A 26,707-nucleotide genomic window follows, 5' to 3' on the forward strand; every position below is an offset into this window, starting at 1 on the left:
GGACCGGGCGCCGGGTCGTCCCCGGCTGGAGACGACCCGGCGCCCGGATGTCCCGGAACTACCAGCGGCCGCGCGAGGGGGCGGGGTTGAGCCTGGCGGCGAGCGCCGACAGGAAGGTCGGGAGCTTGTCGACCATGGACTTGGGGACCGGGACGGTCTGGACGGTGTCCCTCCGCACGTCCTGGACGACGAGGGTGTAGGTGCCGTTCTCCTCGACGAGTTCGGCGGCGTAGAGCAGGGTTTCGGTGGAGGTCCGCATCGGGGGTCCTAGGCTTGGGTGTCGTTGAGCCAGGCGGTCCACGCCTCGGTGGCCCGCTGCTCGTCGGTGTTCCCGGCGAACACGTGGTGGGCCAGCCAGATCGGCGTGTTCCAGGTGCTGCCGTTGAAGAAGCGGTAGAGCGTGTCCGGGCCGCGCAGCCCGACGAAGTCGGGGCTGAGCCAGTCCACGACCACCTCCTCCGGGCCGCCGTCCCGGCCGGGGACGTGGACGGCGAGCCGGTCGCCGACGGCCGCGTCCTCGGCGAGGCCGAGACGTCGGCGCAGGGCGGCGCAGTCGGCCGGGTCGGCGGTGGGTTCGGGGCGCACGGCCTTGACGTAGACGGCGGGGCGGCCGGCGAAGTGCCGCAGGTACTCGGCGAGGCTGTGCTGGTAGAAGTGGACGTGCTTCTCGGCCGCGTCCGCCTTCCGGTCCCAGATCTCGTCCCAGACGCCCTGGTGCACCCAGTGGATTCCCATCCGCAGGTGGCTCGTTCCGCCGTCGGCCGGCTCGATCCGGTAGCTGAGCGTGTTGGAGAACTCGTCGCCCAGGGTCGCCCGGACGGCGAAGTGGTGTGGCGGCTCCCACGCCACGACGGTGCTCTCGGCCCGGGTGACCTTTCCGCCGACGCGCGGCTCGATCTCCATCGGGTACAGCCAGCCGAGGTTGCCGACGCCGGTGGCGACCGCGGCCCAGACCTGTTCGGGGGTCGCGGGCAGGTCCTGTTCCTTGCGGACCTCGAACTCTCGGGCCATGGTCGGGTTCTCCTTCGTCGTCGTCATGGGTCAGTAGCTGACCGGGAGGGCGCTCAGCCGCCGCTGCAGCGGGTTGGGCCGCCACTCCAGCGCCGCCCCGTCGGCCAGCCGCAGCTCGGGCAGCCGGCGCACCAGGGTGCCGACCGCCACCTCCGCCTGGAGCTTGGCCAGCGGGCCGCCGAGGCAGAAGTGCGGGCCGTTGCCGAAGCTGAGGTGGCGATTGTCGGGTCGTGTCAGGTCGAGCCGGTCGGGGTCCTCGAAGCGCTCGGGGTCCCGGTTGGTCGCGCCGAGGAACAGGTAGACCAGCTCGCCTTCGCGCAGCGTCCGCCCGCCGATCTCCAGGTCCTCCGCGACGACCCGGACGATCGCCTGGGTCACCGTGTCGTAGCGGGCCAGTTCCTCGACGGCGCCGCGGATCAGCCCCGGGTCCGCGCGCAGCCGGGCCAGCTGGTCGGGGTGGCGCAGCAGGGCCAGCATGCCGTTGCCGATCAGCTGGGTGGTGGTCTCGTCGCCGGCGGTGATCAGGACGAAGCAGGTGGACAGCAGTTCGGAGTCGGTGAGCCGGTCGTCCTGCTCCTGGGTGGCGACCAGGGCGCTGATCAGGTCGTCGCCCGGATCGGCCCGGCGTTGCCGGACGAGGCGGGCGAGGTACTCCTCGTACTGGCCGATCGCCTCCTCGGACTTGTCGAGGTCCTCGCTCAGCCGACCGAAGCGGCTGAACCAGGTCTTGACCTGCGGGAGGTCGTCGTCCGGGATGCCGAAGAGCCGGCAGACGACGGACGTCGGCAGCGGGGCGGCGACGGCCTCGATCAGGTCCATGGCCGGCCCGGCCTGGACGGCCCGGTCGATCAGCTGGTCGACGATCCGCTGGATGCCGTCGCGCAGGGCCTCGACGCGCCGGGCGGTGAAGGCCCGGTTGGCGAGCTTGCGCAGCCGGGCGTGGTCCGGCGGGTCGGTGTTGGACATCACCCGGCCGAGCCGGTCGGTGAGCCGGCTGAAGGCCTTGAGGTCGCCGCCGAGCGCGACGTAGGCGCGGGTCATCCGGTCCCGGTCGTTGGACAGCCTCGGGTCGGTCAGCGCCGCCTCGACGTCGGCGTACCGGGTGAGGTACCAGATGCCCTGGGCGCTGCGGTGGACCGGGCTCTCACTCCGCATCCGGGCGTAGAACGGGTACGGGTCGCGGCGGGCCTCGGGGGTGAGCAGGTCCGCGGCGAGGTCGCGGGGCCCGGCGGGATCTCCGGGCTCGGCGGGATCTCCAGGCTCGGCGGGGCCGCCGGGCCGTGCGGGGCCCGCGGTGGCGCGGGCCCCGCCCCTGGTGTCGGTGGTGGTCACGTCGGCTACCGCCGGGCGTCCATGGCCTCGGCCAGGCTCCTGGGCCGCATGTCGGTCCAGGACTTCTCGACGTACTCCAGGCAGGCGGCGTGGGTGTCGGGGCCGTGGGCGACGGTCCAGCCGGCCGGGACGTCCGCGAACTGCGGCCACAGCGAGTGCTGGTTCTCGTCGTTGACGAGCACGAGGAAGGTGCCGTCCTGGTCGTCGAAGGGGTTGGTCATGGGTCAGTCCTCCTGGTGGTGGTGGGAAACGGTGGTGTCGCCGGTGGCCTCGGCGATCCTGGCGGCCAGGACCGGTCCGATCTGGGCCAGCGAGCCGGCCTGGGTCATCCGGTTGTGCCGGGTGGTGACCTCGTGCGATTCGATCCGGCCGGTGACGTAGGGCTGCCAGATCCCCGGCCCGGCGTTGTCCTCGGCGTTGCGGTCGATCGTGGAGTTGAAGAGCAGCAGGTCCCCGTCGAAGGTCCCGGGGACGAAGTCGACCGCCAGCTTCGCGTTGTTGATCATGATCTGGACGACCACCTCGACCTGCCGCTCGGTCAGGCCGGCCAGCGCGCTGCCCCGCCGGTTCAGCACCTCGGCGACCTCCGCGTAGGTGATCTCCCGGTCGCCCAGCTCGTCCGGGTCGACGTCGAGCACCCCGACGAGCACGTCCCGCTCGGTGGGCACCGGCACCTCCTCGAACTTCACGTCCTTCACCGGGTAGGCGTCGAGGATCGCCAGCAGCGCGGTCCGCTCACCGCGCGACTGCAGCTCGCAGGCGAGCGCGTGGGCGATCAGCCCGCCGGCGGACCAGCCGAGCAGCAGGTACGGGCCCTCCGGCTGGATCTTCCGGATGTGGTCGGCGTAGTCGGCCGCCATCTCCTCGTAGGACGTCGGCAGCGGTTCGGGCCGGCCGAGGCCGCGCGCCTGGATCGCGTAGACCGGGTGCTGCGGGCCGACGTGGTTCAGCAGCCCGCTGTACGACCAGCTGATGCCGCCCCCGGGGTGGACGCAGAACAGCGGCGTGCCCGTCCCGGTCGAACGCAGCGGCAGCACCACGTCCAGCGCGTCGTCGGGATCGTTCATGACCAGGCGCTCGGTGAGCCCGGCCACGGTCGGCGCCTCGAAGAGCATGCGCAGTCCCAGCTCCAGGCCGAGGGTCTCGCGGACCCGGGAGGCCAGCCGGGCGGCCAGCAGCGAGTGCCCGCCCAGGTCGAAGAAGTTGTCGTCGATGGACACCGGCTCCCGGCCGAGGACCTCGGCGAACAGGCCGCACAGCAGCTGCTCCTGCGGCGTCCGGGGGCCGCGGCCGGCGTCCGAAGCCCCGTACTCGGGGGCGGGCAGGGCGGCCCGGTCGAGCTTGCCGTTGGCGGTCAGCGGCAGCGCGTCCACGGTGACGAACGCCGCCGGCACCATGTAGTCGGGCAGCTCGCGGCGCAGCCGGGCGGACAGCTCGACCGCCTCGGGCGCGCCCTCGGGGGCGGGCACCAGGTAGGCGACCAGCCGCTTGTCGCCCGGCCGGTCCTCGCGGGCGACCACGGCCGCCTGGGCGACGCCCGGGCAGCCCGCCAGGACGGCCTCGATCTCGCCGGGCTCGATCCGCAGGCCGCGCAGCTTGACCTGGTGGTCGGCTCGTCCGGCGAACTCCAGGGTGCCGTCGGCGCGCCACCAGGCCAGGTCGCCGGTGCGGTACATCCGGCTCCCGGACGGCCCGTACGGGTCGGCGGTGAAGCGCTCCGCGGTGAGTCCCGGCCGGCCGTGGTAGCCCCGGGCCACGCCGACCCCCGCGAGGTACAGCTCGCCGACCATCCCCACGGGCAGCGGCCGCAGGTGGTCGTCGAGCACGTAGGCGCGCATGTTGGCCATCGGGCCGCCGATCGGCACGGAGGCGGCCTGCTCGGGCAGGTCGCGCACCGGGTGGCAGGTGGCCAGGGTGGTGGCCTCGGTGGGGCCGTAGCCGTTGACCACCTCGATGCCGGGGCAGGCCTCCAGCACCCGGGCGGCGGCGGCCGGGGAGACCACGTCGCCGCCGGTCCACACCTCGCGCACCCCGGCGAGCAGGCCGGGGCGCTCCTCGGCGACCAGCCGGAAGAGTCCGGCGGTGAGCCACAGACCGGTCACCCCGTGGGTGCCGATGGTGTGCTGGAGCAGGTCGAGGTCGAGCTGCTCGGGCGGTGCGACCACGATCCGGCCGCCGCCCAGGAGCGGCACCCACAGCTCGTAGGTCGAGAGGTCGAAGGCCGTCGGGGAGTGCATCAGCACCCGCTCGTGTCCGCCGCCGCGCCATTCGGGGGTCAGCGCGTGGCCGACCACGTCGCGGTGGGTGACGGCCACGCCCTTCGGCCGCCCGGTCGATCCTGAGGTGTACATGATGTACGCCAACTGCTTCGGCTCGCACGGGACTTCGACGTCGGACGGATCGGGCTCGGCGTCCACCAGGGCGGCCAGCACCTCCTCGGTGAGCACCAGGGCCGCGCCGCTCTCCCGCAGGATCAGTTCGATCCGGGTCGCCGGGAAGCGCGAGTCCAGCGGCACGTAGGCGCCGCCCGCCTTGACGATCGCCAGGATGGCCGTGACCAGGTCCGCCGAGCGTTCCATCAGCACCGCGACGGGCGTCTCCGGCCGGACGCCCCGGCGGACCAGTGCCCGTGCGAGCCGGTTGGAGCGCCGGTCGAGCTCCCGGTAGGTCAGCTCGGTGCCGCCCGCCACGACGGCGACCGCGTCCGGGGTGGCCCGCACCTGGCGGGCGAACAGCTCCGGCACCGCGGCCCGGGGCAGCTCGGCGGCCGTGTCGTTGAACCCGTGCAGCAGTTGGTGGCGTTCCGCCTCGGACAGGAGGTCGATCCGGCCGATCGGCCGGTCCGGGTCGGCGACCGCGGTACGAAGCAGCCGGGCCAGGCGGTCGAATAGCAGCTCCACGGTGGGCGCGTCGAACAGGTCGGTGGCGTACTCCACCGCGCCGACCAGGCCGTCGGGGCCGCCGTCCGGGCGGAACTGCTCGGCCAGGCTGAAGGTCAGGTCGACCCGGGAGGTCCCGGTCGGCGCCTCCAGGTGGCCGGTCTCCAGCCCCGGCAGCGCGAACTCGCCCAGCGGCGCGTTCTGCAGGGCCAGCATGACCTGGAACAGCGGGTGGCGGGCCAGCGACCGCGCCGGGTTGACCACCTCGACCAGGTACTCGAACGGCACGTCCTGGTGGTCGTACGCGGCGAGCGCCTTCTGCCGCACCCGGCCGAGCAGTTCGGCGAATCCGGGATCGCCTCCGGTGTCGGTGCGCAGCACCAGGGTGTTGACGAAGAAGCCGACGAGGTCGTCCAGTGCCTGGTCGGTGCGGCCTGCGATCGGGCTGCCGATCGGGATGTCGGTACCGGCGCCGAGCCGGGTGAGCAGTGCGGCGAGGCCGGCCTGGAGCACCATGAACATGCTGGCGCCGCGCGCGGTGGCGAGGTCCCGCAGGGCCTGGTGGAGTTCGGCGTCCAGCCGGACCGCGACCCGGTCGCCCAGCTGGGAGGCCACCGGCGGGCGGGGCCGGTCGGCGGGCAGCTGGAGCTGCTCCGGCATTCCCGTCAACTCGTCCTTCCAGTAGGCAAGTTGCCGGGCGAACAGGCTGTCCGGGTCGGCGGCGTCGCCGAGCAGGTCGCGCTGCCAGAGCGTGTAGTCGGCGTACTGCACCGCCAGCGGGGCCCACCGCGGTTCCTCGCCCCGGCAGCGGGCCGCGTAGGCGGCGGCCAGGTCGGCGGAGAGCGGGCCCATCGACCAGCCGTCGGCGGCGATGTGGTGCACCACGACCAGCAGCGCGTGCCGGTCGGGCGCGAGCGCGTACAGCTCCGCCCGGACCGGCGGCTGCGCGGCCAGGTCGAAGCCGCGCCGGGCCGTCCGCGCCAGCCGTTCGGCCAGGCGGCCCTCGTCCAGCTCGACCAGCGGCAGCTCCGGGTACGCGTCCGCGGCGCTCAGCACGACCTGGTACGGCACGCCGTCCGTCTCGCGGAAGACCGTCCGCAGGCTCTCGTGCCGGGCGACCACGTCCGCGAGCGCCGCGTGCAGGGCCGGTCGGTCGAGTTCACCGGTGAGGCTCAGCGCGAGCGGCATGTTGTAGGTGGCGCTCGGCCCGTCCATCCGGTGCAGGAACCACAGCCGGCGCTGGGCGAAGGACAGCGGCACCCTCCCCCAGCCTTGACGGCCGGGAGGTGCCCCCATCGGACGCGGCCGGGCGGTCAGCGCGGGCCGCGCCGTTCCGGAGCCGTCGAGGCGGGCCGCCAGGGCGGCCACGGTCGGGGTCTCGAAGAGCGTGCGGACCTCCAGTTCCGCGCCGAGGGTCGCCCGGACCCGGGAGGCCAGCCGGGTCGCCAGGAGGGAATGCCCGCCCAGGTCGAAGAAGCTGTCCTCGACCCCGACCTGCGCCAGCCCGAGCACCTCGGCGAACAGCTCGGCGAGGAGCTGCTCCTGCGGGGTGCGCGGCGCCCGCCCGGCCACGGCCGGGCCGAGGTCGGGGGCGGGCAGGGCACGGCGGTCGAGCTTGCCGCTGGCGGTCAGCGGCAGCGCGTCCAGCGCCACGAACGCCGAGGGGACCAGGTAGTCGGGCAGCCGGCCCCGCAGCCAGTCGCGGAGTTCGCCGAGGAGGGCGCCGGTGCCCCGGCTGCCGGTCGGGCGGTTGGTCAGCCCGGACAGCGGGACGCCGGCCCGCCGCGCCGGCCGGTAGGCCTCGACGGGTGCGTCCGCCGGCCCGTCGGTGGAGCCGGCAGAGGCGGTGGAGCCGGTGAAGAGCGCGTCGAGGGCTTCGGGCGCGTCGGCCGACCAGGTGAGGCTGACCCGGCGGCCGAGCTCCCCGCCGAGGGCGTGGAAGTCCTCCGGGTCGGGCAGGTCGGCGCCGTCCGGGCCGTGCAGCCGCTCCAGCAGCCCGGCGAGCGTGCCGTCCCCGTCGCGCACCGCCCGGGCCAGCTCGGCCTCGCGCGCGACGCGGCGGTTCGGGATCCCGGTGAGGCGCACCGGGCCGGTGCCCGGCCGCCCGAGCAGTTCGCGCAGCTCCGCCAGGCCGGTGACGTCCCGGCCCCACGCCAGGTCGAGCGGCTGGACGGGCACGGCGGGCCGCTTGTGCAGCGTCACGTCGTAGCGGTAGCGGCTCAGTTCGTTGTGGTGGCGGCCGCGCTTGACCTCCACGATCACCGCGCCGATCTCCGTGCCGTGCTCCGCGCCACGCTCCCGCAGGGCGGTGAAGAAGTCCGGGTCGACCAGGAGTTCCTTCTCGACCCGCAGGGCCTGCTCCACCGCGCGGCGCACCGCTGCGAGGTCGGCGCCGTCCCCGGCGCGGTGCAGCTGGACGGCCGTGGCCAGCGGGCGCAGCAGCCGCAGGTTGCGGACGTCGCCGATGAACAGCGCGCCGCCGGGGGCGAGCAGCGCCGTCAGCTTCCCGATCACGTCGGCGAGGTACTCGGCGGACGGGAAGTACTGCACCACCGAGTTGATCACGATGGTGTCGAACGTCCCGCCCGGCAGCCCGTCGGTGTCGTGCGCCGGGCGGGTCCGGAGCACGACGCGCTCGGCCAGGTCCGGTTGGCGCGCCACCTGGGCGGACAGCGCGTCGATCGCGGTGGCGGAGAAGTCGGTCGCCCAGTAGGTCTCGCAGTGCGGGGCGATCCGGGAGAGCAGCAGCCCGGTGCCGACGCCGACCTCCAGAACCCGGCGGGGGCACAGGGCCAGGATCCGGGAGACGGTCGCGTCGCGCCACTCCCGCATCTGCTCGACGGGGATCGGGGCGGCGTCGTAGCTGCTGTTCCAGCCGACGAAGTTCTGGCCGAACGCGGCTTCCTCGGGGGTGATGGGCAGGGCGTCGTAGATGCCCCGCCACTCGTCCACGTGGTCGGCCTCGATGCCGCTGTCGCGGGCGGGCTCCTGCCGCGGGACGACGTAGCCGACGAGCCGGTCGTCCTGGGCGAGGACGGCGGCCCGGGCGACGGCGGGGTGTTCGGTCAGGGCCGACTCGACCTCGCCGGGCTCGACCCGGAAGCCGCGCACCTTCACCTGGTCGTCGGCCCGGCCGAGGTACTCCAGCTGGCCGTCGGCACGGAAGCGGACCACGTCCCCGGTGCGGTACATCCTGGTGCCCGAGGGATCGAACGGGCAGGCGACGAACCGCCCGGCTGTGAGTCCGGGCCGGTTCAGGTACCCGCGCGCCAGGCCGGCGCCGGCCACGTACAGGTCCCCCGGCACTCCCGGCGGCACCGGTCGCAGCCGCTCGTCCAGCACGTAGACCCGGGCGTTGGTGATCGGACGGCCGATCGGCGGCACGCCGGACGCCGGCGACAGCGGGTCGCTCATCGTCGCGCACACGGTCGTCTCGGTCGGACCGTACGCGTTGATCATCCGCCGGCCCGGTGCCCAGCGGTCCACCAGCTCCGGCGGGCAGGCCTCACCGGCCACCACCACCGTGGACACCACCGCCACCGAGCACACCGGCAGGGCGGCCAGGACGGACGGCGGCACGGTCACATGGGTGACCGCCAGGCCCGGGTCGGTCAGCGCGGACAGCGGCTCGGCCGCCGGGGGCAGCACCAGGGCCGCGCCGCACAGCAGGGCGGTGAAGATCTCCGACACCGAGGCGTCGAAGCTGGGCGAGGCGAACTGGAGCACCCGGCTGCCGGGTTCGATCGCGAACCGCTCGATCTGGGCGGCCACCAGACTGGCCACGCCGCCGTGGCCGACCACGACGCCCTTGGGGCGGCCGGTCGAGCCCGAGGTGTAGATCACGTAGGCGGGGTGCCGGACGTCGAGCGCGACCTCCGGGTCGGTGTCCGGCCAGTTGCCGTCCGAGAGCATCGCCGGGTCGTCGACCAGCACCGCCGGACGGGCGTCGTCCAGCATGAACGCGATCCGGGCGGCAGGGTATGCCGGGTCCACCGGCAGGTACGCCGCCCCGGCCTTCAGCACACCGAGGACGGCCACCACCGACTCCACCGAGCGCGGCAGCGCCACCGCCACCAGCTGCTCCGGCCCGACGCCGCGCGCGATCAGCGCGTGCGCGAACCGGTTCGCCCGCGCGTTCAACTGGCGATACGTCAACTCGATTTCGCCATGGACGAGCGCGACCGCATCCGGCGTCGCCGCGACCTGCGCCGCGAAGGCCCGCGGCACCGGGACGGCGTCCACCTCGCGGGCGGTCTCGTTGCCGCGCTCCAGCAGCCGGTGCCGCTCGTCGGCGTCGAGGAGGTCGATCCCCCCGATCGGCCGTTCCGGATCGGCGGTGACCGCCTCCAGCAGCCTGGCCCACCGTGCGGCCAGGGCGGTGACCGTCGAGCGGTCGAACAGGTCGGTGGCGTACTCGACCGCGCCGACGATCCCGGCGGGGCTCCCGTCCGGGCCGAACTGCTCGACCAGACTCACTCCGAGGTCGAACTTGGCGGTTCCGGTGGCCACCGCGTAGGTGGCGACGTCCAGCCCGGGCAGCGAGAACCGGCCCATCGGCGCGTTCTGCACGGCCAGGATCGTCTGGAACAGCGGGTGGTGGGACAGCGACCGGGCGGGGTTCAGCACCTCCACCAGGTGCTCGAAGGGCACGTCCTGGTGCGCGTACGCCGACAGCGCCGTCTCCCGCACCCGGCCCAGCAGCTCGGCGAAGCTCGGATCACCGCTGGTGTCGGTGCGCAGCACCAGCGTGTTCACGAAGAACCCGACCAACTCGTCCAGCGCCTCGTCGGTACGACCCGCGATCGGACTGCCGATCGGGATGTCCGTCCCCGCACCCAGCCGGGTGTACAGCGCCGCCAGCGCCGCCTGCAGCACCATGAACAGACTCGTGCCGGTGCGCCGCGCCAACTCCGTGAGGGCGGCGTGCAGTTCGGCGTCGAGTTCCAGGCCGACGTGGTCCCCGTGCCAGCCGGCGACGGCCGGCCGGGGCCGGTCGGTGGGCAGCGCGAGCAGCTCCGGGATGTCGGACAACTGCCGCTTCCAGTAACCGAGTTGCTCGGCGAACCGGCTCTGTGGGTCATCGGCGTCGCCGAGCAGCTCGCGCTGCCACAGCGTGTAGTCGGCGTACTGCACCGGCAGCGGGGCCCACTGCGGCTCCTCACCCCGGCTGCGGGCCGCGTACGCCTCGGCCAGGTCCCGGGCCAGTGGGCCGGTGGACCAGCCGTCGCCGGCGATGTGGTGCATGACCAGCAGCAGCACGTGCTCGCCGGCCTTGTCCGCGAGCGCGAACAGCCCGGTCCGCAGCGGGGGTTCCACCGCCAGGTCGAACGGCTGACGGGCGAACTCGGCCAGCCGCTCGAAGAGTTCGGCCTCCAGCACCTCCGTCGACCCTGCCCGGGGGCGGGCCGCGGCCGGATCCAGGACGCACTGGCGGGGGACGCCGTCGATCTCCGGGAAGACCGTCCGCAGGCTCTCGTGCCGGGCCACCACATCGGCCAGCGCCCGGTCCAGCGCCGCCCGGTCCAGCGTTCCGGTCAGCTGGAGCGCCAGCGGGATGTGGTAGGTCGCGGCGGCGGCGTCCATCCGGTGCAGGAACCAGAGCCGGCGCTGCGCGAAGGACAGCGGCACCGCGTCCGGTCGCTCGTGCACGGTCAGTGCCGGACGGGCGTGGCCGGCCCCGGCCAGCACCCCGGCCAGGCCCGCCACGGTGGGCGCCTGGAAGAGCGCGCGCAGCCCCAGTTCCACGCCGAGCACCGAGCGCACCCGCGCGGCCAGCCGGGTGGCGAGCAGGGAGTGCCCGCCCAGGTCGAAGAAGTCCTCGTCGACCCCGACCTGCGGCACGCCGAGCACCTCCGCGAACAGGCCGCACAGGATCTGCTCCTGCGGCGTGCGCGGCGCCCGGCCCGCCTCGGTGGCCGCGGCCTCCGGCGCGGGCAGAGCGGCGCGGTCCAGCTTCCCGTTCGGCGTCACCGGCAGTGCGTCCAGCACCACGAACGCCGACGGGACCAGGTAGTCCGGCAGCCGGTCGCGCAGGTGCGCCGCCAGCTCCACCGGCCGGACCGCCGCGCCGGGACGCGCCGCCACATAGCCGACGAGCCGGTCGTCCCCGGCCAGGACGGCGGCCTGGGCGACGGCGGAGTGGCCGGCCAGGGCGGCCTCGACCTCACCGAGTTCGACGCGGAAGCCGCGCACCTTCACCTGGTCGTCGGCCCGGCCGACGTACTCCAGTTCGCCTCCCCCGACCTCCGACCGGGGGGACCCCCATGCACGGCGCCGCACCAGGTCACCGGTGCGGTACATCCTGGCGCCCGAGGGACCGAACGGGCAGGCGACGAACCGTCCGGCCGTCAGACCGGGCCGGTTGAGGTAGCCGCGCGCCAACCCGGGGCCGGCGACGTACAGCTCCCCCGTCACCCCCGGCGGCACGAGACGCAGCCGCTCGTCCAGCACGTACGCCCGGAAACCCGCGACCGGCCGGCCGATCGGCGGCACGCCCGCCCCCGGGGACAGCGGCTCGCTCATCGTGGCGCACACCGTCGTCTCCGTCGGACCGTACGCGTTGATCATCCGCCGGCCCGGCGCCCAGCGGGCGACCAGCTCCGGCGGGCAGGCCTCGCCCGCCACCACCAGGGTCGACGCGGTCACCGAGTCCTCCGGCAGCGCGGCCAGGGCCGAGGGCGGCAGGGTGACGTGGGTGACGTCCAGTCGCCGGCCCGCCAGGGCCTCCAGCGGGGCCTCGGCCGGGGCCAGGACCAGGGCGGCACCGGTCAGCAGTGCGCCGCACAGGTCCCAGAAGGAGGCGTCGAAGCTGGGCGAGGCGAACTGGAGCACCCGGCTGCCCGGCCCCATGCCGAGCCGCTCGGTCTGCGCCGCCACCAGGCCCGACACCCCGCTGTGGCTCACGGCCACGCCCTTGGGGCGGCCGGTCGAGCCCGAGGTGTAGATCACGTACGCCGGGTGCCGGACGTCCACCACGACGCCCGGGTCGCCGTCCGGCCAGTCCCCGTCCGAGACCATCGCCGGATCGTCGACCAGCACCGCCGGACGGGCGTCGTCCAGCATGAACGTGATCCGCGCCGGCGGGTACGCCGGATCCACCGGCAGGTACGCCGCCCCGGCCTTCAGTGCACCGAGGACGGCCACCACCGACTCCACCGAGCGCGGCAGCGCCACCGCCACCAGCTGCTCCGGGCCGACACCGCTGGCGATCAGCGCATGCGCGAACCGGTTCGCCCGCGCGCTCAACTGACGGTATGTCAACTCCGTGTCCCCGCAGACGAGAGCGACCGCGTCCGGCGTCGCCGCGACCTGCGCCGCGAACAGCTCCGGCAGACTCGCCGCCGCCACCTCGCCGTCGACGGCGGGCAGCAGCTCGCGCCGCTCCTCGGCGGACAGCAGGTCGATCCCGCCGATCGGCTGCTCCGGGGCGGCGGCGACGGCCGCCAGCAGCCTGGTCCACCGGGCCACCAGCGCCTCGACCGTCGAGCGGTCGAACAGGTCGGTGCTGTACTCGACCGCCCCGCTGAGCCCGGCCGGCGCGCCGTCCGGCCCGTGCTCCTCCGCGAATCCGAAGGTCAGGTCGAGCCGCGCGGTCCCGGTGAGCACCGTCACCCCGGAGACCCGCAGGCCGGGGAGGTCGAAGTCGCCGCCCGGCGCGTTCTGCACGACCAGCCCGGTCTGGTACAGCGGGTGGTGGGACAGCGAGCGGGACGGGTTCAGCGCCTCCACCAGGTGCTCGAACGGCACGTCCTGGTGCGCGTACGCCTCCAGCGCCGTCTCCCGCACCCGCCCCAGCAGCTCGGTGAACGACGGATCACCGCTGGTGTCCGTCCGCAGCACCAGCGTGTTGATGAAGAACCCGACCAAGTCGTCCAGCGCCTCGTCGGTGCGCCCCGCGATCGGACTGCCGATCGGGATGTCCGTCCCCGCACCCAACCGGGTGTACAGCGCCGCCAGCGCCGCCTGCAGCACCATGAACAGGGTCGCGCCCGAGCGGCGCGCCAACCCCACCAGCGCGGTGTGCAGTTCGGCGTCGATCCGGAGTTCCAGCAGGTCGCCGCCGTACGACATGGTGGCCGGGCGCGGCCGGTCGGCGGGCAGCCGCAGCTGCTCGGGCAGCCCCGCCAGCGCCTCGTTCCAGTAGCCGACCTGACGGGCGAACACGCTGTCGCCGTCCTGCTCGTCGCCCAGGATCTCGTGCTGCCACAGGGTGTAGTCGCCGTACGTCACCGGCAGCGGCGGCCAGGCCGGCGCCCCGCCCCGCTGCCGGGTGGTGTAGGCGGTGGCCAGGTCGCGGGCCAGCGGGCCCAGGGACCACCCGTCCCCGACGATGTGGTGCATGACCAGCAGCAGCACGTGCTCGTCGGTCTTCTCCGCGACCGCGAACAGTTCCGCCCGCAGCGGCACCTCCGAGGTGAGGTCGAAGCCGCGCACCGCCGCCTCGCGCAGCAGGGCGGGCAGTTCCGCCTCCCCGGCCGCTCGCACGGTCAGCGGGACGGCGGCCTCGGCGGCGTCCAGCACCCGCTGGTACGGGACTCCGGCGAGGTGCGGGAAGACGGTGCGCAGGGTCTCGTGCCGGGCCGCCACGTCCGCGAGCGCGGCGCTCAGCGCGGCCCGGTCGAGGTCGCCGGAGAGCCGCAGGGCGAGCGGCAGGTGGTAGGTGGCGCTCGGCGCGCCGAACTGCTGGAGGAACCAGAGCCGGCGCTGGGCGAAGGACAGCGGCATCGGGTCACGGCGGGGCCGGGGCACCAGGGCCTGCCGCGCGGTGCCGGCGTCGTGCAGCCCGGCCGCCAGTCCGGCGGGTGTCGGGGTCCGGAACAGGCTGCGCAGCTCCAGCTCGACCCCGAGGGTCGCCCGGACCCGCGAGACCAGCCGGGTGGCGAGCAGGGAGTGCCCGCCCAGCTCGAAGAAGTCCCCGTCGACCCCGACCCGGGCCACTCCCAGCACCTCGGCGAACAGCTCGCAGAGGATCTGCTCCTGCGGGGTGCGCGGCCCGCGACCGCCGACGGCCGTGCCGGTCGGCTCGGGCGCGGGCAGCGCGGCGCGGTCCAGCTTGCCGTTGGGCGTCAGCGGCAGCGCGTCCAGCAGCACGAACGCGGACGGCACCAGGTAGTCGGGCACCCGCTCGCGCAGGTACGCCGCCAGCTCCGCCGCCGTCGCACCGGTCCCGGCCGGAGGGACGACGTACGCGACGATCCGGGTCTCGCCCGGCCGGTCCTCGCGGGCGAGCACCGCGACCTGGGCGACGCCCGGGTGGGCCGTCAGCTCGGCCTCGATCTCACCCGGCTCGATCCGGAAGCCGCGCACCTTCACCTGGTGGTCCACCCGCCCGGCGAACTCCAGCTCCCTGTCGGCGCGCCAGCGGGCCAGGTCACCGGTGCGGTACATCAGCGCGCCCGCCGGGCCGTACGGGTCGGCGACGAACCTGCTCGCCGTCAGCCCCGGCCGGTTCAGATAGCCGCGGGCCAGCCCCGCGCCGGCCAGGTACAGCTCGCCCAGCACCCCGGGGGCGACCGGCCGGAGCGCCGAGTCCAGCACGTAAGCACGGCAGTTGGCGATCGGTCGGCCGATCGGCACCGGCAGCGGGCAGTCCGCCGGGTCGGCCGGCAGCGGGTAGGCGGTGACCACGTGGGTCTCGGCGGGCCCGTAGTGGTTGTGCAGCACCCGGCCAGGGCGGCGGGCCTGGAAGCGGCGCACCGCACCGCCGAGGCGCATCGCCTCGCCGGCCTGGGCGACCAGCCGCAGGCTCGGCAGCTCCAGTCCGGCCTCCTCGGCGGCCTCGGCCAGCGCCTCGACCACCAGGTTGGGCGCGAACAGCTCGCCCACTCGGTGCCGGTCCAGCCAGTGCGCGAACAGCTCGGCACTGCGGCGCTGTTCCTCGGTCGGCACCACCAGCGTCTTGCCGTACAGCAGCGCGGAGAGCAGCTCCTGCACCGAGACGTCGAAGCTGATCGCGGTGAACTGCGCGGTGCGGGTGCCGGGTTCGCCGCCGACGGCCTCGTGGTGCCAGGCCAGCAGGTTGAGCAGGCCGGCGGCGGGCATCACCACGGCCTTGGGCCGGCCGGTGGAGCCTGAGGTGTAGATGACGTAGGCCGGGTGCCGGGCGTCCACGGCGACGGCCGGGTCGTGCTCCGGCCAATCCCCGGCCGGGGTGACGGCGGCGAGGTCGTCGAGGACGACGGCCGGGCGCGCGTCCTCCAGCATGTACGCGATGCGGGCGGCCGGGTAGTCCGGGTCGACCGGCAGGTACGCCGCACCGGTCTTCAGCACCGCGAGGACGGCGACCACCAGCTCGGCGGAGCGCGGCAGCCGCAGGGCGACGACCTGCTCCGACCCCACCCCGCGGGCGATCAGGGCGTGCGCCAGGCGGTTGGCCCGGCGGTTCAGCTCGCGATAGGTCAGCACGGTGTCTTCGAACACCACCGCCTCGGCCTCCGGGGTGGCCCGGACCCGCGCCTCGAACAGGGCCGGCAGCGTGGCGGCGGGCACCGGCCGGGCGGTGTCGTTGCGCGCGACCAGCAGCTCGTGCCGCTCCTCGGCGGTGAGGACGTCGATCCGGCTCAGCGGCCGGTCCGGCTCGGCGGCCACCGCCGCCAGCAGCCGCAGCCACCGGGCGACCAGCGCCTCCACCGTGGCGAGGTCGAACAGGTCGGTGCGGTACTCGACCCGCCCGACGATGCCCTCGGCCGGCCCGCCGGTGCCGCCGCGCTCCAGCAGGTGGAAGCCGAGGTCGAACATCGTCGTCGGCGTCCGCACCAGGAGGATCTCGGCGCTCAGACCGCTCAGGGTGAACTCGGTGCGGGGCGTGTTCTGCAGTGCGAGCAGCACCTGGAACAGCGGCTGGCGGGCGAGCGAGCGGGACGGGTTGATCGCCTCGACGACGTGCTCGAACGGCAGGTCCTGGTGGGCGTACGCGCCGAGCGCGGCCTCCCGGACCCGGCCCAGCAGCTCGGCGAAGGTCGGGTCGCCGCTGGTGTCGGTCCGCAGCACCAGGGTGTTGACGAAGAACCCGACGAGGTCGTCCAGCGCCTGGTCGGTGCGGCCGGCGATCAGGCTGCCGAGCGGGATGTCCGTGCCCGCGCCGAGCTTCTCCAGCAGCGAGGCCAGGGCGGCCTGCAGCACCATGTACACACTGGCGCCGTGCTCCCGGCCCAACCGGACCAGCCCGGCGTGCAGTTCCGCGTCCAGCTCGACCGCCAGGTGGCCGCCGCGGTGGGAGGGGGTCGCGGGGCGGTGGCGGTCGGCGGGGAGCCGGATCTGCTCCGGCAGGCCCGCCAGCGTCCGCTTCCAGTAGGCCAGCTGATGGGCGAACAGGCTGTCCGGGTCGGCGGCTTCGCCGAGCAGCTCCCGCTGCCACAGGGTGTAGTCGGCGTACTGCACGGGCAGCGGCGCCCACTGCGGCTCCTCGCCCCGGCGGCGCGCCGCGTAGGCGGTGGCCAGGTCGGCGGCCAGCGGGCCCAGCGACCAGCCGTCACCGGCGATGTGGTGGATCACCAGCAGCAGCACGTGTTCGTCGGCGGAGAGCTCGAACAGCTCGGCGCGCAGCGGCGGTTCGGTCGCGAGGTCGAATCCCCGCGCCGCCACGGCCGTCAGCAGCCCCGACAGCTCCGCCTCGCCGACGCGGGTGACGGGCAGCCGCGGCGGGGCGCTTCCGGCGTCCAGCACATCCTGGTGGGGCACCCCGTCGACCTGGGGGTAGACGGTGCGCAGGCCCTCGTGCCGGGCGACGACGTCGCCGAGCGCCGCGTGCAGGGCAGCCCGGTCGAGCCCGCCCGACAGCCGCCACGCCAGCGGCATGTTGTAGGCGGAGCCGGCGTCCTCCAGCTGGTGCAGGAACCAGAGCCGCTGCTGCGCGGACGACAGCGGCACGGTGCCGGGCCGCTCCGCGCGGCGCAGCGCGGTCCGCGCCCGGCCGCTCCGGCCGAGCCCGGCGGCGAGCCCGGCCACCGTCGGCGTCTCGAAGAGGGCGCGCAGCTCCAGTTCCACTCCGAGGGTCGCCCGTGCCCTGGCGACCAGCCGGGTGGCGAGCAGGGAGTGCCCGCCGAGGTCGAAGAAGTCGTCGTCGGCCCCGACCTCGGCCACGCCGAGCACCTCGGCGAACAGCTCGGCGAGGACCTGCTCCCGGGGTGTGCGCGGGGCCCGGCCGGTGCGCGCCGCACCGTGGACGGGCGCGGGCAGCGCGCGCCGGTCCAGCTTGCCGGTGGCCGTCAGCGGCAGGCTCTCCAGGGGCACGAAGGCGGCCGGGACCATGTGGTCCGGCAGTCGCTCGCGCAGGTGCGCCCGCAGCTCGTCCGCGCGGAGTTCCGCCCCGGCGGCGGGCACCGGATAGGCGACCAGGCGCACGTCCCCTTCCCGGTCCTCCCGGACGATCACGGCGACGTGGGCGACCTGCGGGTGTTCCGCCAGCGCCGCCTCGATCTCGCCGAGTTCGATCCGGAAGCCGCGCACCTTGACCTGGTCGTCGGTCCGGCCGAGGAACCACAGGTTCCGGTCCGCGCCCCAGCGCACCAGGTCGCCGGTGCGGTACATCCGCGAACCGCTCGGACCGAACGGGTCCGCCACGAACCGTCCCGCGGTGAGTCCTGGCCGGTTCAGGTAGCCGCGGGCCAGGCCCGCTCCGGCGAGGTACAGCTCGCCCGCCACGCCCGCGGCCACCGGCTGCAGCGCGCTGTCGAGGACGTACAGCCGGATGCCTCCGAGCGGCCGGCCGATCACCGGGCGGGGGCTCGACGCCACTGCCGCGACGACCGCGTCGACCGTGCACTCGGACGGCCCGTAGTAGTTCAGGCAGGAGACGTCCTCGACCGCCCGCAGCCGCTCCCACAGCCGGTCCGGAACGGCCTCCCCACCCATCGAGACCACCGCCGGACGACGCACCGGATCGTCCAGGAGCCCCCGCGCCACGAGGACCTGGAGGTAGGACGGGGTGGCGTTGACGTAGTCCAGACCGGCGCGTGCCGCGTAGTGCACGAAGGCGTCCGGGTCGGACCAGGTCGCCTCGTCCAGGACGTGCAGTTCGTGGCCCGCGTACAGGCTGGAGATCTGGTCGCAGGAGGCGTCGAACGACACGGAGGTGGTCAGTCCGATCCTCAGCCGCTCCTCCGTCCGCCGGGGGAACAGCAGCGGACGCTGGCTGACGAAGAGGTTGAGCAGGCCGCCGTGGGTCGACACCACGCCCTTGGGCTTCCCGGTGGAGCCGGAGGTGTAGATCACGTAGGCCGGATGCCTCGGGTCGATGGCCACCAGGGGGTCCGTCGCCGGGCAGCCGGCCACCAGGGCGGCCGTCCGCGGGTCGTCGAGCACCAGCCACCCGGCCGGGCCCGCCTCCGGCAGCCCGTCCCGCGTCCGGGCGTCGGTCACCACCAGGACCGGACCGGCGTCATCGAGCATGTGCCCGATCCGCGCGGCCGGGTACTCGGGGTCAATCGGGACGTAGGCCGCTCCGGTCCTCAGCACGGCGAGGACCGCCACCACCAGCTCGGCCGACCTCGGCAGGGCGACCGCCACCAGCCGCTCCGGCCCCGCGCCACGGGCGATCAGGGCGTGTGCCAGCCGGTTCGCCCGCGCGTCCACTTCCTCGTACGTCAGCGAGACGTCCCCGCACACCAGTGCCACCTGCTCCGGGGTGGCGCGCACCTGCGCCCGGAACAGCTCCGCCACGCTCGCGGCCGGAAGCTCCACCTCCGGTCCGGTGCCGAGTGCCGCCAGGTCGCCGTGCTCCGCGGCGGAGAGCACGTCGCACCGGCTGAGTCGCCGCCGCGGGTCGGCGGTCACGGCGCGGAGCAGTCGCTCCCAGCGCCCGACCATCGTCTCGACGGTGGCAGGGTCGTACAGGTCCGCGGCGTACTCGACGACGACGTCGATCCCCTCCGGGGTGGGGGCCCCTCCCGGGCCGCCGGACCCGGCGGGACCGTCCGACGCGTGCCGCTCGGACACCGTGAAGGTCAGGTCGAGCTTGGCGGTGGTCGTGGTCAGCGGCATGTCGTCGACGTGCAGCCCGGGCGGCGCGAAGTCGGCGCCGTGCGCGTTCTGCAGCACCAGCATGACCTGGAACAGCGGGTGGTGCGCCAGCGAGCGCGCCGGGTTGAGGTCCTCGACCAGGTGCTCGAACGGCAGGTCCTGGTGGGCGTATCCGGCCAGCGCGGTGTCCCGGACCCGGCCCAGCAGTTCCACGAAGGTCGGGTCGCCCGAGGTGTCGGTGCGGAACACGAGGGTGTTGACGAAGAAGCCGACCAGCTCGTCCAGCGCCTGCTCCGTCCGGCCGGCGACCGGGCTGCCGAGCGGGATGTCGTCGCCCGCGCCGAGCTTGCTCAGCAGTGCGGCCAGACCGGCCTGGAGCACCATGAACAGACTGGTGCCGTGCGCACGGGCGAGCTCGCGCAGACCGCGGTGCAGTTCGGCGTCCAGTCCGGCGTGCACGAAGCCGCCCCGGTGCGAGGCGACCGCCGGGCGGGGCCGGTCGGTGGGCAACTGGAGCAGCTCCGGCATATTCGCCAACTGACGCTTCCAGTAGGAGGACTGGCGGGCGAGCAGGCTGTCACGGTCGCCGGCTTCGCCGAGCAGCTCGTGCTGCCACAGGGCGTAGTCGGCGTACTGGACCGGCAGCTCCTCCCACCGCGGCTCCTCGCCGCGACGGCGCGCCGTGTAGGCGGCGGTCAGGTCCCGCGCGAGCGGGCCGAGCGACCAGCCGTCACCGGCGATGTGGTGGAGCACCAGCTGGAACACGTGGTGGTCCGGTGCCGGCTCGAACAGCCCGACCCGCAGCGGCACGTCGACCGCCAGGTCGAACGGGCGGTCCTTCGCCGCCGCCAGCGCGGCCGGCAGCCCGGCCTCGGTGGTCGGGCTCACGAGCAGCCGCGGGCGGGCCGCCGCGACGTCCAGCACCCGCTGGTGCGGCACGCCGTCCACCGCAGGGAAGACGGTGCGCAGGCTCTCGTGCCGGGCCACCACGTCCGCCACGGCGGCCTCCAGGGCCCGCCGGTCCAGCACCCCGGACAGCCGCCAGGCCAGGGAGATGTGGTAGTTCGCGTCGGCGCCCTCCAGCTGGTGCAGGAACCACAGCCGCCGCTGCGCGAACGACAGCGGGATCGCCTCGGGGCGCTCGCGCCGTACCAGGGCGGCCTGCGCCGGTCCGGCCGCGACCAGGGCGGCGGCCAGGCCGGCCGGGGTCGGCGCCTCGAACAGGGTGCGCAGCGGCATCTCCACGCCGAGCGTCGCGCGGATCCGGGCGGCCAGGCGGGTGGCCAGCAGCGAGTGCCCGCCGAGGTCGAAGAAGCCGTCGTCGACGCCGGCCGACGCCACGCCGAGGACCTCGGCGAACAGTTCGCAGAGGACCTGCTCCTGCGGGGTGCGCGGCGCGCGGGCGGCGGCCGCCGGGGCGAGGTCGGGGGCGGGCAGGGCGCGGCGGTCGAGCTTGCCGTTGGCGGTCAGCGGCAGCGCGTCCAGCAGGACGAACGCGGACGGCACCAGGTGCTCCGGCAGTCGCTCGGCCAGGTATCCGCGCAGCTCGGCCGGGCGTGGCGCGGCCGCGGCGGCCGGCACCAGGTAGGCGACCAGCCGGGTGTCGTCGGCGCGGTCCTGCCGGGCCAGCACGGCGGCCTGGGCGACGCCGGGGTGGGCGGCGAGGGCTGCCTCGATCTCGCCGAGTTCGATGCGGAAGCCGCGGACCTTCACCTGCTGGTCGGCCCGGCCGACGTAGCGCAGGCTGTGGTCCGCCGCCCGGCGCACCAGGTCGCCGCTGCGGTACATCCGGGAGCCGGCCGGCCCGAAGGGGTCGGCGAGGAACCGCCCGGCGGTCAGGCCGGGCCGGTTCAGGTAGCCGCGGGCCAGGCCCGGGCCCGCGACGTACAGCTCTCCCGCGACGCCCGGGGCGACCGGGCGCAGGCCGTCGTCGAGCACGTACGTCCGCAGGTCCGGCAGGGCCGTGCCGATCTGCCCGGCGGCGGTGCCGGGGCCGTCGAGGGCCGCGTGGGTGACGTGCACGGTGGTCTCGGTGATGCCGTACATGTTGACCAGCCGCGGCGCGTCCTCGGGGTGCCGCTCGTACCAGCTCGCCAGCCGGACGTGCTCCAGCGCCTCGCCGCCGAACACCACGGTGCGCAGGGCGAGTTCGGGGCCCGCCTCCTGGTCCGCCCGCATCAGCTGGTAGAAGGCGGAGGGCGTCTGGTTGAGCACCGTCACCCGCTCGCGGGCGAGGAGTTGCAGGAACGCGTGGGGCGAGCGGCTGGTCTCGTGGTCGACGACCACCAGCCGGCCTCCGTGCAGCAGCGGCCCCCACAGCTCCCACACCGAGAAGTCGAAGGCGTAGGAGTGGAAGAGCGTCCAGACGTCCTCGGCGGAGAAGCCGAACAGCTCCCGGGTGGCGTCGAACAGCCGCACCACGTTCCGGTGCGGGACCACGACGCCCTTGGGGTTGCCGGTGGAGCCGGAGGTGTGGATGACGTAGGCCGCCTGGCCGGGGTCCACCGCGACCTTCGGATCGGTGTCCGGCTGCCCGGCCAGGTCTGCGGTGTCCAGCGGAAGCCGGTCCACGCCGTCCGCTCCCGGCAGCTCGCCGGCCGCGCCGGCCGTCACCAGCAGCGCGGGGCGGCCGTCCTGGAGCAGGTAGGCGATCCGGGCGGCCGGGTAGTCCGGGTCCACCGGGAGGTACGCGCCGCCCGCCTTGAGTACGGCGAGCACCGCCACGACCTGCTCCGCCGAGCGCGGCAGGGCCAGTGCGACGAGCTGCTCCGGGCCCACCCCCCGGTCGATCAGGGCGTGCGCCAGCCGGTTCGCCCGGGCGTTCAACTCGCCGTAGGTCAGGGTGACTTCGCCGTCCGTGAGGGCGGCGGCGGCCGGGTTCGCCCGCACCTGCCGCTCGAACAGCGCGGTCAGGCCGAGCTCCGGCGGCCGCTCGCCCCGGTCGGTACGGGCCGGGAGCAGCGCGGCGAGTTCCTCGGCGGACAGCACGTCGACCCGGCCGATCCGCCGGCCGGGGTCGGCGGCCACGGCGCGCAGCAGCCGCAGCCACCGCTCGACGATCCCGGCGGCGGTGGCCTCGTCGAACAGGTCGGTGCTGTACTCCAGGACGCCCGATAGCCCGTCGGGCTGTTCGGCCAGGATGAAGGTCAGGTCGCACTTGGCCGTCCCGGTGTGGACCAGGTCGGTGGCCACCCGCAGCCCCGGCAGGTCGAAGGTGCCGAGCGGTGCGTTCTGCAGGGCGAGCATGGTCTGGAACAGCGGGTGGTGCGCCAGTGTCCGGGTCGGGTTCAGCGCCTCCACCAGGTGCTCGAACGGCACGTCCTGGTGCGTGTACGCGGCGAGCGCGTCGGCGCGCACCCGGCCGAGCAGTTCGGTGAAGGACGGGTCTCCGGAGAGGTCGGTGCGCAGCACCAGGGTGTTGACGAAGAAGCCGACCAGCTCGTCCACGGCCTCGTCGGTGCGTCCGGCGATCGGGGTGCCGATCGGGACGTCGGTGCCCGCGCCGAGTTTGCCCAGCAGCGCGGCCAGTCCGGCCTGGAGCACCATGAAGAGGCTGGCCCCGCCGTCCCGGGCGAGCGCGCGCAGGCCCTGGTGGAGCTCGGCGTCGATCCGCACCGGCAGGTGGGCGCCCCGGTAGGACATCGCGGCCGGCCTGGGCCGGTCGAAGGGAAGCTCGACCTGCTCCGGAAGGTCCGCCAACTTTGCCTGCCAGTAGGCGAGTTGACGACTCAGCAGGCTGTCCTGGTCGGTGCCGTCGCCGAGCAGCTCGCGCTGCCAGAGGGCGTAGTCGGCGTACTGGACGGGCAGCGGCGACCACTGCGGCTTCGCGCCCTGCGCGCGGGCCGCGTAGGCGGTCGTCAGGTCCCGTGAGAGCGGCCCGGCCGACCAGCCGTCACCGGCGATGTGGTGCATCACCAGCAGCAGCACGTGCTCCTCGGCCGCCGTCCGGAAGAGTTCGGCGTGCAGCGGCGGTTCCCCGGCGAGGTCGAAGCCGTACCGGGCCGCCGCCGCCAGCCGCTCGGGCAGCTCGCGCTCGGCGGTCTCGGTCATCCGCAGCCGAGGCCGGGCCTCGTCCGGGTCCAGCACCCGCTGGCACGGCACGCCGTCGACCGTCGGGAAGACGGTGCGCAGGCTCTCGTGCCGCTCGACCAGGTCCGCCAGGGCGGCCTCCAGGGCCCGCTGGTCCAGCTCGCCGGACAGCCGCAGGGCCAGCGGGATGTTGTACGTGGCGCTCTGGGCGGGTTCCATGCGGTGCAGGAACCACAGCCGCCGCTGCGCGAAGGACAGCGGAACGGTGTCCGGCCTCTCGCGCCGCCCCAACGCCGGGCGCGCGCGGCCCGCGACGTCCACGGCCGCCGCCAGTTCCGCCACCGTCGGCGCGTCGAACAGGTCGCCGAGCCGCAGTTCCACGCCGAGTGCCGAGCGGGCCCGGGCGACCAGCCGGGTGGCGAGCAGGGAGTGCCCGCCGAGGTCGAAGAAGCTGTCGTCCAAGCCGGGTTCGGACACCCCGAGCACCTCGGCGAACAGTCCGGCGAGCAGGTGCTCGGTCGCGGTGCGCGGGGCGCGGCCCCGGACGGCGGTGGTCTGCTCGGGCGCCGGGAGGGCTCGCCGGTCGAGCTTGCCGTTCGGGGTCAGCGGCAGGGCGTCCAGCAGCACGTAAGCGGCCGGCACCATGTGCCGGGGCAGCCGGTCCCGCAGGTGGTCGCGCAGCACGGTGTCGGTCGGCGCGGCTCCGGGCTCCGCGACGGCGTAGGCGACCAGCCGCGGTTCCTCCTCGGTGCGCACCAGCACGGCGGCCCGGGCGACCAGCGGGTGCTCGGTGAGCACGGCCTCGATCTCGCCGAGTTCGACCCGGAAGCCGCGGACCTTCACCTGGTCGTCGGTGCGGCCGAGGAACTCCAGGTTGCCGGACGCGTCCCAGCGCACCAGGTCGCCGGTGCGGTACATGCGCGATCCGCTCGGCCCGAACGGGTCCGCCACGAAGCGCCCGGCGGTCAGCCCCGGCCGGTCGAGGTAGCCGCGGGCCAGCCCCGCACCCGCGACGTACAGCTCACCCGCCACACCGGCCGGCAGCGGCCGCAGGGCGCCGTCCAGCACGTACAGCCGGGCGTTGCCGACCGGCCGCCCGATCACCGGGCGCGGACTCGAACCCAGCGGCGCCACCACCGAGTTGACGGTGCACTCGGACGGTCCGTAGAGGTTGAGGCAGCGCACCCCCTCAGCCGCCCGCAGCTGCGCCCAGAGCCGCTCCGGGACGGCCTCGCCGCCCGCCGCGACCACGGCCGGCCGCCGCCGCTGGTCGCTCAGCAGCCCGTGCTCGACGAGTACCCGGAGGTAGGACGGGGTGGCCTCGACGTAGTCGAGCCCGCACCGCCCGGAGTAGGCGACGAAGGCGTCCGGGTCGGTCCAGGTCGCGTGTTCCAGGACGTGCAGCTCGTGGCCCCCGAACAGGGCGATCAGCTGGTTCCAGGAGGCGTCGAAGGAGACCGAGGTGGTCAGCGCCACCCGCAGCCGCCGCCGCTCCGCGAGCACCGGCGCGAGCTGCACCTGGCGGAGGTCGGTGAGCAGGTCGAGCAGGCCGCCGTGGGTCGGCAGCACGCCCTTGGGCCGCCCGGTGGAGCCGGAGGTGTAGATGACGTACGCGGGGTGGTCCGGGTGGACGGCCACCATCGGGTCGGTGTCCGGCAGCCCGTCCAGGTCGGCGGTGTCCAGCACCAGCCGGTCGACGGGCCCGGCCTGCGGAAGCCGCCCCTCGCCGCGGGAGTCCGTGACCAGCAGGGCCGGCCGGGCGTCGTCGAGCAGGTAGGCGATCCGGGCGGCCGGGTACTCGGGGTCGACCGGGACGTACGCCGCGCCGGTCTTCAGCACCGCGAGGATCGCCACCACCAGCTCCGCCGAGCGTGGCAGGGCCACCGCGACCCGCCGCTCCGGCCCGGCTCCCCGCGCGATCAGGGCGTGCGCCAGCCGGTTGGCCCGCCGGTCCAGCTCCGCGTACGTCAGCGAGACGTCGCCGCAGACCAGCGCGACCAGGTCCGGGGTCGCCCGCGCGTGTTCCCGGAACAGCTCCGGCAGGCTCGTGGCCGGGGCCGGCGCGACCGGCCCGGTACCGAGCACCGCCGCCTCGCGCCGCTCCTCGGCGGTGAGCAGTTCGATCCGGCCCACCGGCTCGTCCGGGTCGCAGTCCGCGACGGTGTCCAGCAGCGCGAGCAGCCGCTCCTGGTGGCCGGCGAGGTCCGCGTCGCCGTAGGCCTCCGGCGAGCCGTGCAGCCGCAGCAGCGGCGGGTTGCCGTCCCGGTAGTCGAAGACCCAGACGGCGAGGTCGGTCGTCGACCCGGACACGAAGTGGTGCACGTCGGCGGGGTGCCCGGCGAAGCTCGGCCGGGAGTTGAACGCCATGATGTTGACGATCAGCGGGAACGCCGTGCCGATGCTGCCGGGGGCGCCGAGGTCGCGCAGCAGGTCCTCGCTGCGGTAGCGCTCGTGCGCGACGGCCGTCTCGACCTCCCGCGCCGCCTGGGCGACGAGGTCGCGCCACGGCAGGCCCGGTCGCACCGTCAGCCGCAGCGGCACCACGTTGGACAGGGTGCCCGGCACCGCCGTCAGGTCGCGGTCGGCGCCCCGGCGCGCGGTGACGGGCATGGCGAGCACCACGTCCTGGTTGCCGGTCAGCCGGTGGACGTAGAGCGCCGTCGCCGCGATCACCAGCCGGGACCACCGGACGCCGGAACGGTCGGCCGCGGCCCGCAGGGCGTCCGGGCGGCGCAGCTCCCGTTCCTCGGCCAGCCGGAGGGCGCGGTGCGGGTCGGTGGCGGAGGTGTCGGCGAGCCGGGTCGGGGCGGGCAGGTCGGCGAACCGCCCGGTCCAGTGGGCGCGGTCGGCGGTGAAGTCGGCGGACGCGCGGTAGGCGGCGTCGCTGTCGACCAGGTCCCGTAGCGAGCCGAAGGGGCACGGCGGCACGGCGCCGCCGCCCTCGGCGAGCGCCGAGTACACCTCGCCGACCCGCTGCCGGAGCATGGAGCTGCTGATCGCGTCCAGCACGACGTGGTGGTAGTTCAGGTACCAGAGGAACTCCGTCGGCGACGCCTTGATCAGCGCGTGGCCGAACAGTGGGTCCCGGGCGAGGTCCAGCGGGCGCAGCAGGTCCCGTTGCATCCACTCCACGGCCGCCGCCCGGGGGTCCGGCTCCCCGCTGAGGTCGAGGTGCGCGGGCGCCCAGTCCCAGCTCTCCCGAAGGACCTGGCGCGGGCCCTCGCCGTCCTCGACGAAGGTCACGTGCAGGGCGTCGACCTCGTCGACGACCCGGCGCAGCGCGGTCTCGAAGAGCTCCCGGTCCACCGGCCCGTGGATCTCCAGGCACTCGCCGACGCGGTAGCCCGGGATCGGTGTCCTGGAGCGTTGCTCGGCGAGCCAGATCTCGCGCTGGGCCGCTGTCAGCGGAAGGACGTCGCCGTCGCGACGGGACATGGGGGTACCTCCAGAAGTGTGGGCAGGCGTGCGGGCAGGGCGCGCCGGGCCCCGCCGACCGC

General features: G+C 74.8%; 5 protein-coding genes. All 5 read right to left on the bottom strand.

Going from position 1 to position 26,707, the window contains the following annotated elements; genetic code table 11:
* Positions 1–58: 58 nt before the first annotated feature.
* From ACWDBE_RS23570 to ACWDBE_RS23590, 5 genes are read right to left on the bottom strand one after another with little or no spacing between them, the layout of a single operon-like run.
* Positions 59–259 carry a hypothetical protein gene (locus ACWDBE_RS23570; RefSeq protein ID WP_449808972.1) on the bottom strand — a complete coding sequence of 67 codons (201 nt, stop codon included), beginning with the start codon at positions 257–259 and terminating at the stop codon, positions 59–61.
* Between the two features lie 8 nt (positions 260–267).
* Positions 268–1,038, bottom strand: a complete 771-nt coding sequence (locus ACWDBE_RS23575) for an SRPBCC domain-containing protein (protein ID WP_449808973.1) — start codon at positions 1,036–1,038, stop codon at positions 268–270.
* Between the two features lie 3 nt (positions 1,039–1,041).
* Positions 1,042–2,343, bottom strand: a complete 1,302-nt coding sequence (locus ACWDBE_RS23580; protein ID WP_449808974.1) for a cytochrome P450 — start codon at positions 2,341–2,343, stop codon at positions 1,042–1,044.
* A 5-nt stretch (positions 2,344–2,348) separates the two neighbouring features.
* A complete protein-coding gene (locus ACWDBE_RS23585; protein WP_392878922.1) occupies positions 2,349–2,564 on the bottom strand; it encodes an MbtH family protein in 216 nt (71 codons plus the stop codon).
* Positions 2,565–2,567: 3 nt separating this feature from the next.
* Positions 2,568–26,645, bottom strand: a complete 24,078-nt coding sequence (locus ACWDBE_RS23590) for a non-ribosomal peptide synthase/polyketide synthase (protein WP_449808975.1) — start codon at positions 26,643–26,645, stop codon at positions 2,568–2,570.
* Positions 26,646–26,707: the final 62 nt, after the last annotated feature.

This window comes from Kitasatospora sp. NPDC001132 (assembly GCF_053598415.1).